The 12,457-nt window shown below is 60.2% G+C and carries 10 protein-coding genes; 3 read left to right on the top strand and 7 right to left on the bottom strand.

Annotated features, from left to right (window positions below; genetic code table 11):
- Positions 1–9 precede the first annotated feature (9 nt).
- The 6 genes from DESU86_RS09190 to DESU86_RS09215 all read right to left on the bottom strand — a co-directional run bounded on the left by DESU86_RS09190 (position 10) and on the right by DESU86_RS09215 (position 5,945).
- The gene (locus tag DESU86_RS09190) at positions 10–549 is read right to left on the bottom strand and encodes a single-stranded DNA-binding protein (protein ID WP_179980774.1); all 540 of its coding nucleotides are present in this window, start codon (positions 547–549) and stop codon (positions 10–12) included.
- 41 nt (positions 550–590) lie between these two features.
- A complete protein-coding gene (locus tag DESU86_RS09195) occupies positions 591–929 on the bottom strand; it encodes a hypothetical protein (protein WP_179980775.1) in 339 nt (112 codons plus the stop codon).
- 359 nt (positions 930–1,288) lie between these two features.
- Entirely contained in the window at positions 1,289–1,939 is a 651-nt protein-coding gene (locus tag DESU86_RS09200; RefSeq protein WP_179980776.1) for a biotin attachment protein, read from the bottom strand.
- Between the two features lie 102 nt (positions 1,940–2,041).
- Positions 2,042–4,291, bottom strand: a complete 2,250-nt coding sequence (locus DESU86_RS09205) for an acetyl-CoA carboxylase carboxyl transferase subunit alpha/beta (RefSeq protein ID WP_179980777.1) — start codon at positions 4,289–4,291, stop codon at positions 2,042–2,044.
- Positions 4,292–4,306: 15 nt separating this feature from the next.
- On the bottom strand, positions 4,307–4,492 hold the full coding sequence (locus DESU86_RS09210; RefSeq protein WP_179980778.1) for a DUF1847 domain-containing protein: 186 nt from the start codon (positions 4,490–4,492) through the stop codon (positions 4,307–4,309).
- A 13-nt stretch (positions 4,493–4,505) separates the two neighbouring features.
- Positions 4,506–5,945 (bottom strand): biotin carboxylase N-terminal domain-containing protein, encoded by a 1,440-nt coding sequence (locus tag DESU86_RS09215; RefSeq protein ID WP_442873483.1) that lies wholly within the window; start codon positions 5,943–5,945, stop codon positions 4,506–4,508.
- Positions 5,946–6,222: 277 nt separating this feature from the next.
- Between DESU86_RS09215 and DESU86_RS09220 the strand changes: the two genes are divergently transcribed.
- The 3 genes from DESU86_RS09220 (at position 6,223) to DESU86_RS09230 (ending at position 11,623) form a co-directional block, all read left to right on the top strand.
- Entirely contained in the window at positions 6,223–7,137 is a 915-nt protein-coding gene (locus tag DESU86_RS09220) for a purine-nucleoside phosphorylase (RefSeq protein WP_179980779.1), read from the top strand.
- A gap of 57 nt (positions 7,138–7,194) precedes the next feature.
- The gene (gene typA, locus DESU86_RS09225; RefSeq protein ID WP_179980780.1) at positions 7,195–9,024 is read left to right on the top strand and encodes a translational GTPase TypA; all 1,830 of its coding nucleotides are present in this window, start codon (positions 7,195–7,197) and stop codon (positions 9,022–9,024) included.
- Positions 9,025–9,577: 553 nt separating this feature from the next.
- Positions 9,578–11,623, top strand: a complete 2,046-nt coding sequence (locus tag DESU86_RS09230; RefSeq protein ID WP_232088312.1) for a cache domain-containing protein — start codon at positions 9,578–9,580, stop codon at positions 11,621–11,623.
- Between the two features lie 183 nt (positions 11,624–11,806).
- Here the strand turns inward: DESU86_RS09230 and DESU86_RS09235 are convergent, their stop codons facing one another.
- Positions 11,807–12,340 carry a GNAT family N-acetyltransferase gene (locus tag DESU86_RS09235; protein WP_179980781.1) on the bottom strand — a complete coding sequence of 178 codons (534 nt, stop codon included), beginning with the start codon at positions 12,338–12,340 and terminating at the stop codon, positions 11,807–11,809.
- Positions 12,341–12,457 lie beyond the last annotated feature (117 nt).

Genomic DNA, 12,457 nt, shown 5'->3' on the forward strand with positions numbered 1-12,457 from the left:
CAAAATGCTCTAGAAGGGCACATCGTCCATATTGGAAGCTTCGGAGGGAAAGGCCGGGCCAAGATCCTCATCCATGCCTTTGCGGCCACCCTGGCCGCCGCCCTGCGGCTGCTGCCGAGCGCCTCCGGTCTGGCCGCCGCGCGGGGCATTGCCACGGGGAGCGGCTGCGGGCGCGCCGTAGTCTTCTTCATAGCCACGTCCGCCGGTTTCACGCGGGGCGTCGCCCTTGCGGTCAAGAAACTGGACACGCTGGGCCTTGATTTCGGTGGTGTAGCGGTCCTGTCCCTGCTGATCCTGCCATTTGCGGGTCTGCAGGCTGCCTTCCACAAAGACCAGGCTGCCCTTGGTAAGGTAGTTGGCGCAATTTTCCGCCTGACGTTGAAAAACGGACACGCGGTGCCATTCTGTGCGGTCAACCTTGTTGCCCTCGCGGTCAGTATAGGATTCGTCAGTAGCAATATTGAGGCTGGCCACGGGCGAACCGCTCTGAGTGTAGCGCAACTCGGGGTCGCGGCCCAGACGGCCGATAATCATAACTTTATTCAGCATGCGAATGCTCTCCGATAATAGACTGCTGCGTTCAGGATACGTCAGGCAACAAAAGCCTTTTCCAGAGTATCCAGTACGTCTTCCAGTTTGTCACTCAAAATGTTGGCCTCACGTGGCTGCCAGTCAGCCAGGGCGTTTTCCAGCGCCTGCTTGAGGCGGGCGGCCTCTTCAATGCCGGGGCCCATGGCTTTGCGCCTTGCCTCGGACCAGGGCAGGAACTGCAGGCCCTCGTGCAGGGCGCGCACCATCTCGAGCACGCCGTGCTTCTCGTGCTTGATGGGCACGCTGAAGGCCAGTTCCGTCAGTTGGGGCCACAGTTTTTCGAGCAGGTCTTCGTTCCAGGTCACGGCAGTGACACGTATTTGCAAGGCTTCGCCCATGATGACCCTCCGTGTTGTTGGCTGGCTTGTTACGAGGGAGCGTCTGGCCGTTCAGCCCCGGGAATGCGTATTCCCAGGGGTGCGGCATGCCCCCTTGCGGCGCGTCACAGAGCAGCCACCCTGTGTTTGCGCCTTCACGGCGCAGGCCTGTCCATGCAGCCTTCACGGCAATTTCAGCGTGAAATTGCTCCGGTTCAAAGGTACATTGCTCTAGAGCAGATCAACTTTGAAATGAGAAGCATTTCAAAGTGTTCATTCAGCCGAAAAATGCGATTTTCGGCTGAATCCACGCCACGTTGTGGCGCGCTGCACGAAAGTGCAGCGTTAGAGCATTTACACTTTTTCAAAGGTAAATTGCTCTACTCTTTTTCCGTCCATTCCGTCTGCACGCGCATGATCACGTCCTGAATGGCGGGCAGTTGATCCTTGGGGCACACGCCAAGAAGGGGCGCGCCAGCGTCCATATTGTCGTTGATCTTGAAGTAGACCGCGTAGATGACGCCGTCAGGACCCGTGTAGTTGAGGGGGACCTCACGCTTCATGCGCGACATGATGAGCAGTTCCATGCCGTCGCGAACAGCCACAGACTGCGCGTCCGCCGCGCGGATTTTTTTGTCCACATCGGGAGTGAAGTAGTATTTGGCGCGTTCGGGCGCACGGAACAGGTGCAGGGTTTTTTGCAGAATGATGCTCTGCACCTCGTCCTTGGTCAGCATATGCCGCAGCACCGCCAGCGGAGTTCCGGCCTCCACGAACTGGCCCTCAAGGTTGCTGTGCACAACGCTTACTTCGCCCTTTTCAGATGCGTAGATGGGCTTGGGATTGCGCTCGCGCTCTAGCGTGGCAATGAGGGTGCCGGGTTTTTCCTTCCACTGGCCCTGGGGGCCGACGGCCTTGTCGCCCTGCGTGAGTCCCGCGAACGTGACCCGGCCCGTATGCGGGGTGCGGATGACGATTTCGCGGTAGGGAGAGGCTTTAATTTCGTCCAGCAGCGAAGATATATTAATCATGCTTGGTCCGTTATATGCTTGGCGCGTGTGCCGCCGGGGCGGCGCGGGCGTTCGGGTTCTCTCGTGGCGTGCCCGGTGGGGCGCGCATCCTTATTCCACCACCTACCGATAGTACAGGTTTCTGCCGCCGATGGTGAGTAAAGCTTGTTTCAGGTTGGCACGAACCTGCCTTCTGTCCCATATGCCCTGAATGTGGCCGCGGGACAGGGCGCGGTACGAGCGATGGTACTTGGGCGGAATGTCCATGCCAGTGGTCTCCTTGATGACGCCGGGGCCGGCAAAGCCGATATTGGACGAACGCACGGCGAACTGGTAGGGCGAGCAGCCAAGAAAGCTGGCCACGGGCCCGGCAAAGGAGTTGGTGTCGTACAGCACCATGTACAGGCCGCCGGCTTCAATGTAGCGGCGCACGGCCACTGTGCAGCGCGGCATCTGTATGACGCCGTGGGTGCCTTCCTGAATGCGTATGCCCGCCGTGCCGTGTACATAGGCCAGGAAGGGATAGCGCTTTTTGGCGGCACGCTGGGCGGCTTCCACAAACTTGTAGCCTTCGGCGGCCCCGACGGAGCCACCGCGGAAGGTGCCCATAAGCATGGCCACCACCATCTTGGTATTGTCGATGCGCGCCTCAAAGGTCATGCAGCCGCTTTTGGCTCCCGTCTTTTTTTGCGCGTCGCTGATGCGGTCGCTGAAGCCAGGAAAGTCCAGGGGGTTGCCCGCTTCGATTTCGCTGTTGAACTCAAAGACCGAACCAGCGTCAAAGACGTTTCTCACATACCATTCCGGTTCCATCGGGAAGTGGTAGCCGCAATGGCTGCACACGCCCGCGAACTCGGCAAAGAGATCCGGCCCCCACAGGTCGAGACAGCCGTAGGAAGCGCTGTTGGGGCAGGTGACCGTGCGGTCGATCTTGTACCGCGGGGATATGTAGTTCCACTTGAGGCGGCGCGAATCGTCCGCCCAGGTGGAAAGGGCCATGAGTTCCTTGGCCTTGCTGTCCTGCTTGCTGGGCAACTTGCGGGTGAGCTTGTGCCAGGGAGCCAGCAGGCGGCCCTTGAACACTTCCCATTCGTTGTCCATTTCTTCCACAAAGGTGCGGATGCGCCTTTGGTGCTTGCGGTAGAAGTCGTACTTGAAGCTGACCCAGGGTTTGGAGATCCAGTCCCAGGCGGCTCCCGCCAGCTTGGTGACAAAGGGCCTGCGGTCACGCGCGGCCTGGCGTGAAAGGCGCAGAAATTTCTGCTGCCGCCGTTCGCGCAGGCAATCCTTGGCGTTGGATGAAAGCCCCCAGCGGGTATACATTTCGTCCAGGTTGGCGTCGGGCTTGCGCAGGCGCGAGAGAGCCAGGCCTTTGAAAATGGGCATTTTGCGGGTGGAGACCACCACTTCGTCGGTGGCGCGGATGACTTCCTGCCGCAGGTTGCGGAAGAAGTCGAAGTGCCAGGGGCGCGCGCCCAGGGGCGGCTCCTGCACGATGCGGTCGATGTACCCGAACTTGAGGTTGTCCTGCGCCGTGATCTTGAGGTTCTGGGCGCAGTGTTCAATGAGCTCTGGGGTGGCGCGCTCTCCCGATTTGAGGCGTCCCTCGATGGCGGCGGCCCCTTCGGGCGAAATGACCGAATAGTAGCCGTGCGAAAGCATGAGCCTTTTGTCGGCAAGGCCAATGGCCTCGGCGCCGCCCGAGCCGCCCTCGGAGATCACGGCAATGACGGGAACACGCAAGCCAGCCATGCAGTAGATATTGCGGGCAATCTGCTGTGCCGCGCCAGGGTAGTCCTCAATGGGATACGAGCCGGGCGTGAAGATGTACGCATGAATGGGAATGCCCTCGGTTTCGGCCACGCGCATGTACTGCTGCGCCTTGGCGTTGCCCCAGGGCTTGACCGAGCCGCCGTTGCGGAACTCCGCGCCGTGGCCCTTTTCCTGCCCGATGACCATGACGGACTGGGTATAGGTTTTTTTGCCGCGCCGCCGGGTGATGACGGCCCTGGCAATGAGCATGCTGGGGTCGAGGCTGTGTTCGTCCTGTCCGCCGACTTCCGTGAAGTTGTCGTAGACGTTTTCCAGGATATCACGCAGGCAGACACGCTGCGGGTGACGCACGATGCGCACCTTGTCCATGGCGGTAATGCTGCCTTCAAGGCGGCGTTCCACATAGGAGAAAAGGTCTTCGACCGTGGCCAGCTCTGCGTAGGGGTCTTCAATGTCCCCCGCCCGGACGCGGGCCGCAAAGGAGGTGAGCTTCTCTTCCAGCAACTGGGCGTTGTCTTTGTGCTTGCCGGCGAAAATGTCCACCAGGTAGCTGAGCCTGTCGCGCAGGCTCTGGATGCGTTTTTCTATGTTGTTATCCATGACTCGCGTGTGCCGCTAAACGGGTGTTTTAAGGTAGTTGGAGGAGGACGAGCGCAGAGCGGCCAGAACCTTCAGTTCCACACCGGCCCCGTTCATGATCTTGGCCTGCAGCACCGGATTGCGCATGGTCCCCGTCGTTGCGGGTTTGTGCGGGCGCCTGGCCTCAAGCCCCAGAGTGGCCTTGGACACGTTGTCCATCATGCATTTCCCTTGTTCAAAAGCGGAGGATTCGTCCGGTGTTGGCCGCTAAAAAATTGACATTGGACTTCAGTTCTTGGCCTGTGCCGTTGTGTCCCTCAAGGTGCAGGTCATTCAGAAACTCAAGGCCACGGGCCTTGGCTTCTTCCAGATCCTTGCCCCAAATGATGGCAAGAGCCAGGTTTGGATCGAATTCTGTCGGGATTTCGTAGGGTTCTTTTGTCGGCACATGGGTGAGCATGGTCAGCCAGGGCTGGTCGCTCCACTGGAAGCGCTCTATACGACCCACCCAGGGGGTAAAGTTGTTGTCGGGATCTTCGGCGATAAGGCGGTATTCAATGCCCACGCCGTCAAAGGTGATGTCGGACTGGCCGTAGCCCAGGGGTTCGCCGAGGCCGATGCGGATCTGCTCGGCGATGATGTCCACGTTGCCCTGTCCCTTGACCTTTGAAATGCGGGCTGACACGCCGTTTTCCACCTGGATGCGGGTGTTGACCTCCATAAGGAAGGGTTCGCCCTTGCGGGTGACGATCCACTCCCAGGTGCCCACGTTGTCGTAGCCCACCTTGCGGGCCATGGTGAGGGAATAGTGAACGATGTCGGTCAGCACCTTGCCCGCGTCAAAGGTATATTTGAGTTCGTCGGGCACAAAGCCGGGGGCGACTTCAATGCGCTTTTGCAGGCCTGTGGACTGGATGGAGCAGTTGCGGGTGCCGAAATGCACGGGGTTCATGCCCGACCGGTCGGAAACAACCTGCACTTCCAGATGGTTGAAGTCGGTGATGCGCTGTTCGATCAGCACGCCCTCGTCCTTGAACTGGCGCAGCGCGTAACTGCGTATGCGGCGGTAGACGGAACGGAACTGATCGGGGTCGTACACTTCCTCAATGCCCATGCCGCCGCCGCCAGCCGAAGCCTTCACAAGCACAAGGGGCCTGCTGATGCCCTGCTGGGCCTGAAATTCAAAAATGCTCTTGGCAATGCGTTCGGCTTCCATCTCGTCATAGATGGGGCGGTCGGAACCGGGCACCGTGGGCACGCCAAGGCTGCGGGCCAGGCGCTTGGTGTTGATCTTGTCGCCCAACTCACGGATGATTTTCCACGAGGGGCCGATGAAGATGAGCTTGCGGTCGCGCTTGGCAACGCGGCGGGCAAAGCGGAAGTCCTCGGCAAAAAAGCCGTAGCCGGGGTGTACGGCGGTGCAGCCCGCCTCATCGGCCACGGCCATGAGTTCGTTGGCGTCGTGGTAGGAAGAGACGCGGAAAAGGCTTTTTGCGCCCCCTTCTTCCCGCGCCATGCGCACGTGCCCGGAAGCCGCGTCTTCGGCGGTGAAGATGGCTGTAAAGGCCACGCCCAGCTTGCGGCAGGCTTTCATGATGCGAATGGCGATTTCGCCCCTGTTGGCTACCAGAATTTTATGCTTTTGCAGGGGGATGGTTTCCTGAGCTTTGTCCAAGCCTGTCTCCGTATGCAGCGCCGTAGCGGCGCAAATAGTTGTTGTCTGTTTATTTCGGGCGGCCGCAAGCACGGCGAGCCGGAAATTGAGTCGAATCTGCCCGTGAGCCCTTGTGGGACAGGGCCGGGCGGGATATACAGAGTTTGTATCAAACGAGTATACGCACTTTCCGTGCGAAAATCCACACGCACAGTTGCTGTGCAGGTGGAAAAATCGCGTACCCGTTGCGGCTGCTGGGTTGCGGTTTTTTCGCCAGATCGGAATCAGGAGGGATAATATGCAAAATTCGCAGGAAGTCCAGTCGGCGACGGCGGCTCTGCGTGCGGCTTTGGAGGCAGCCAGCGGCGCCTTTTCGCAACCTTTTGGCGCGCACTGCATTTCGTGCGGCTCCACAGAAAAAAATGCCTCGCCCATAGGGCTCATACTGGGCACCGGCCTTTCCGGGCTGGCGGACAGGCTCGCCGAAAGGGTGGCAGTGCCCTATGCCGACCTGCCGGGCTTTCCCGCATCAAGCGTGGACTCCCACGTGGGCGCTTTTGTGTGGGGGCGGTTTCCCACGGCCTGTGGCGAAGATGACGACGTGCCGGGTCGGCCCGTGCTCATCCAGCAGGGGCGGTGCCATTTATATGAAGGGCGCACCCCGGCGGAAGTGTGCATGGGCGTACGCGTGATGGCGGGTATGGGCGTCAAGACCCTCATCATCACCAACGCGGCCGGGGCGCTCAATCCCACCTTTGACGCCGGTTCCATCATGTGCATGACGGATTTTATCAACCATACCGGGCATTCACCCCTGGTGGGCTGTAACTGCGACCAGTGGGGGCAGCGCTTTCCGGACATGAGCATGCCCTTTGACGCGGAGCTTCGCGCTCTGGCCATGGAAACCTCGGCCAAGATGGGCCTGCGGCTTGAGCGCGGCGTGTATATCGGCGTGCGCGGCCCGGAAATGGAAACCCCGGCCGAGACGCGCATGTACCGGCAGTGGGGGGCTGACGCCGTTGGCATGAGCACAGTGCTTGAGGTCATTGCCGCGCGGCATATGGGCATGCGCGTGCTTGGCCTGTCCTGTCTTTCCAATAAAAATTTGCCGGACTGTATGACCCCGGCTCCTTTGGAAGAAATCATCCTTGTGGCTGCTCAGGCAGGCAAAAATCTGGGTCGCCTCATACGGGCAATGGTGACAAAACTCTGAAAAATGCGTACAAGCGCTGCCCGGACACTTTTTTTTCTACCAAAAGGCAAGCGCTCTATGCAGCACAATGAATCTCTTCGCAATGTAGCCATTATAGCACACGTTGACCACGGCAAGACCACCCTTGTGGACGCACTCTTCAAGCAGGGCGGCGTTCTTCGCGCTGGCCAGCAGCTTGACGATCGCGTCATGGACAGTATGGATCTGGAACGCGAGCGCGGCATCACCATTGCCGCCAAAAACTGCGCGGTGTCGTGGAACGGCGTCAAGATCAACATCATCGATACGCCTGGCCACGCTGACTTTGGCGGCGAAGTTGAACGCTCGCTCTCGATGACCACGGGCGCCATCCTGCTGGTGGACGCCTCCGAGGGGCCGCTGCCCCAGACCCGCTTTGTGCTGCGTAAAACCCTTGAGGCCGGGCTGCCTGTCGTGGTCGTCATCAACAAGATCGACCGCAAGGACGCACGCCCCCAGGAAGTGCTCAACGAAATTTACGACCTTTTCATCGACCTTGACGCCAACGAGGCGCAGCTCGAATTTCCGGTTCTATACGCCATCGGCCGCGCGGGCGTGGCCATGAACAACATCGATGACGAACAGAAAGACCTGTCGCCGCTTTTTGAAGCCATCCTCAAGTATATCCCCGGCCCGGCGCACGATCCCGACCAGCCCTTCCAGATGCTGGTGGCCGACCTTGACTATTCCGACTATCTGGGCCGTCTGGCCGTGGGCCGCATCATGCACGGCCATGTGCAGAGCAAGGAATCGCTTGCCTGCATAGGCGAAGACGGGCAGCCCCGCCCCCTGCGCGCCACCAAGCTTCAGGTGTATGACGGCCTGCAGCTGGCCGAGGTCGAAACCGCCCAGCCCGGCGACATCGTCGTGCTGGCGGGCATTGAAGATGTGACCATCGGCGACACCATCTGCACCCGCGAAAATCCCCGCGCCCTGCCGCGCATCCGCGTGGACGAACCCACCGTGGCCATGCGTTTTGGCATCAACACCTCCCCACTGGCCGGGCGCGAAGGCAAACTGGTGCAGAGCCGCGCCATCCATGACCGCCTGGTCAAGGAAACGCTGCGCAACGTGGCCGTTCGCGTTGAAGACACGGCAGACCGCGACGCTTTTCTCGTCAAGGGCCGTGGCGAATTCCAGATGGCCATTCTTATCGAAACCATGCGCCGCGAGGGATTTGAACTTTCCGTGGGCCGTCCCGAGGTCATCCTGCAAAAGGACGAAAACGGCAAGACCCTTGAGCCCATTGAACGCCTCTATGTGGACTGCGACGAGACCTTTATGGGCGTGGTCACTGAAAAGCTGGCCCAGCGCAAGGGCCGCATGGTCAACTGCATCAACAACGGCACCGGCCGTGTGCGCCTTGAATTCAGCGTGCCCGCGCGCGGCCTTATCGGCTACCGCGACGAGTTCCTCACGGACACCAAGGGCACGGGCATCATGAACTCCTACCTCGACGGCTATGAAGAATGGCGTGGCGATTTTCTCACGCGCTACTCCGGCTCCATCGTCGCCGACAGGGCGGGCAGTGGCGTGGCCTATGCCCTCTACAACCTTGAGCCGCGCGGCATCCTTTTTGTGGAGCCGGGCGACCCTGTGTACGAAGGCATGATCATCGGCGAGCACAATCGCGATAACGACATCGACGTCAATGCCACCAAGGAAAAGAAGCTCACCAACCTGCGCGCGTCGGGCAAGGACGAAAACGTCACCCTTACGCCCGTGAAAAAGATGACGCTGGAGCATGCCCTGCACTTTGTGCGCGAAGACGAACTGGTGGAAGTGACGCCCCTGTCCATCCGTTTGCGCAAGTCGGAACTTTCGGCGCAGAAGCGGTACCAGACCGCAGGCAAGCGCAAGAGCAGCTAGCGTTTTTTATTTTTGAAGGTTCTTGTGGGGGAGGAAACCCTTTTGAAAAAGGGTTTCCTCCCCCACGCCCCTAAGGAAACGCTGATTTATCTCGTTTGGCGGCGTTGCTTCACTTTTTTTGAAACAGTCGAGGACGGAAGAGTCCACTCCTGCTTCAAAAAAAGATCGCGCCTTGCCAAACGAAATAACTGCGCGTTTCCCTAAAACTTCTATGTCAGAGCGTGTGCCCTTTTTCAAAGGCAAGATGCTCTATTTGCGGTAGAGGACAACGTCCGCCTTGTGACTGGTCTTTGCCCGGTTTTACACAGCCCGCCCCCTCGGGCTTCAAAACAGTGATCACGGTATTGGTGCGGCAATCCGAACGATGGAAGTGAAGGCTTCCCTCGCGGGTTGCCATTTTTTTTTGCTGTGCACGCGCTTTCGCAACGCAGGCACTGCAGCTTGCCGTACCTGCGCGAGCGTCTTCACGGCGGGCTTGTGCCCACACAGTCACGAAGGCCCGCTTCCTATGAACGTGCGAATCATTATGCTCCGGGTGTGAGCGAGGTGCTGCATGCTGTGCGATCTTGATGCCCATACAAAGGCCGCTGTTGAAAAACTGGCTCCCTTCATGCCCGAAATCGGGCGCTGTCGCGCGGTGTTTTCGCAGCTTGAGCGGCAATGGACGTGGATTGCCCTTACCGGCAAGATCAACTGCAATGCCATCGCGTCCACGCTGTTCGATTTCATCTTCAAAACGCGCGATACCTTCGGCAACCTGCGCCACGACCTGATCAGCATGCTGGCGGAAAAGCTGCTTGAAAAAGCCGTACGCGAGATGTCGCCCGTGGCCCAGGTGGTCATGGACATCATCAAGCGCAATCTTTATGAGCGCACGGCGGACGTCAGCTTTCTGGCCACAGATGGAGAGATTGTCCGCTTTCTGCAGCAGGGTGGCGGCGACGAGGCCGGCATGCGCGCCCGGCTGCATGCCTATCGCTCCAAGTACAGCGTGTACCGCGATATTCTTGTGCTCGATGCGCAGGGGAATGTGCGCGTGCAGCTCAACACCGCAAGGCCGGTGCGCGTCTCGCACGATCCGCTCATGGGGCAGACGCTGGCTGCAACGGATTTTGTGGAAACCTTTCGCCCCACAGATCTTTCCCCTGACGGGAGCGCGGCGCTCGTCTATTCGCACGTGATCCGCGCCGAGGGCGAAGCGGCCCCGCTGGGGGTGCTCTGCCTTGTTTTCGATATGGAAGGGGAGGCCGCCGATCTTTTTTCCGGCATGGCCCGGTTTGCCGACGATATGGTTGTGCTGCTGCTGGACGGGCAGGGGCAGGCTTTTGCCAGCAGCAGCGCCGTACGGGCTCCTGCGGGCCGTACCTATGACCTTGGCGGCGACGCGAGCTTTTCCATAACCGGCTTTGGCGGCCAGACGTCCCTGGCTGTTTCGCGCCCTTCCGACGGCTACCAGGGATACACAGGCCAGCCCTGGTGCGCGCAGGTGCTGCGCAGCGCGCAAAGCGCCTTTGCCGACAGGCCCGCAGATGGCCTGGATGCCGCGCTGGTGCGCCGCGAGGCGGATTTTTCGGCCCAACTGACCAGCATTGAGGAACAGGCGGGCGATGTCATGGGCGATCTTACGCTGGCGGCGCTCAACGGACAGATCATGGCCGCCCGCCAGAGCGGCAATGCCAGGGATGACGAGCGGCACGCCGCCCAGGCATTGCCCCCCATTCTGGACGCGGTGCGGAAAATGTGCAGGGAAATGGAGCGCGAGTTCCACCGCTTCACCGACGGCCTGCTGAACACGGTGACGGCCTCGCGCCTCAACGATGCCTCGTTTCTCGCATCCATCACCGTTGAAATTATGGACCGCAACCTTTACGAGCGCGCCAACGACTGCCGCTGGTGGGCGCTGACGCCCGACTTTCGGCGGATACTGTCGCAACCCACTGTCAGCAGGAGCGATCTGACCCGGCTTGAGGGCGTGCTTGAGTACATCAACAGCTACTATACGGTGTACGCGAACCTCTTTCTGTACGACGCGCGCGGCGTCATCGTGGCCTGCTCCCGGCCAGCGGAGCGCGGCCATTATGGCGAGCAGCTCAATGAGGACTATGTGCGCCGCACCCTGGCGCTCACGGATTCCGACGATTTCGCCGTTTCGCCCTTTCGCGCCACAGACCTGTATCAGCCGGACGGCCTGCCCCGGCCCTCCTACATCTACAGCGCGCCGGTATTTCCGCTCGAGGGCGGCCCGGCGGTGGGCGGCATCGGCATTGTCTTTGACTCCCTGCCCCAGTTCGCGGGCATGCTGGACGATACGCTGCCCAGAGACTGCGCGGGCAAGGTGCTGGCTGGGGCGGAAGGCTTTTTTGCCGAGGCCGGGGGCATTGTGGTGGCCGCCAGCGCGCCGGGCCTGACGCCGGGCGAAAGCTGCCGCCTGCCCGACGAGTGGCTGGCTTTGGCCCAGGGCCAGTGCGCCTCGCGTCTGGAATCCGTTGACGGCGTGCTCTATGCCGTGGGCTGCGCATGTTCGCGCGGCTACCGGGAATACAAGCGCGACGGCCGCTACGTCAACAACGTGCTGTGCGTCATGCGCCTGCCCATTTAGAGAATTTTAACTTTAAAAAAGCGTGAATAACCTAGATTATTAAGTAAAGAGCCTCATGGAAACGCGCAGTTGTTTCGTTTGGCAAGGCGCGCTCTTTTTTTGAAGCAGGAGTGGACTCTTCCGTCCTCGACTGTTTCAAAAAAAGTGAAGCAACGCTGCTAAACGAAATAAATCAGCGTTTCCCTAGGGCCGTCGCCATTCCATATGTAACAGCGGGTACGGGCGGCCCTGCCCGTCCACGGGAGAGCGCCCCGTCACCACAAAGCCCATGTGTTCATAAAAAGCCAGGGCGGCGGGGTTCTGCTCATTGACGTCAAGGGTCAGCGTCGCGCTCTCCGCCATGGCCCGCTGCTGGGCATGGCCAAGAAGCATCTTGCCGATGCCAAGGCCGAAACATTCCGGCTCCACAAACAGCATTTCTATCTGCGGCCAGTTGCAGCCCATAAAACCCACAGGGCGGAGCGTATCCGGGTCGGGTACATTTGGGCCGAGCGCTTCTGGGCTGGAAGGCTCGTATTCCGCCACCCACAATTCTTCCACGCCCGGCAGGTATTCCCGCAGGATGGCAGTATACAGCTCGTCCACGGCCTGCGGCGTGAGAAAGTGGTGTGTTGCGACAACGCTGCGCTTCCAGAGGGCGGCCAGGGCGGCATGGTCGGCGGTCACGGCGCGGCGCAGACGCGGCGCTGCTCCGGTAGTGGGGGTGGGCTGTTGCATGTTCGTTGTCCTGAAATTTTGTGAAAAAAAAGCATCCTGCCGCAGTGCTGCAGGATGCGTCAAGCGCGCGTGGCAACCGTGCGATGGTGTGCCGCAGGACAATAAAGTTTTTAGGGA

Source organism: Desulfovibrio sp. 86 (assembly GCF_902702915.1).
Taxonomy (GTDB): domain Bacteria; phylum Desulfobacterota; class Desulfovibrionia; order Desulfovibrionales; family Desulfovibrionaceae; genus Desulfovibrio.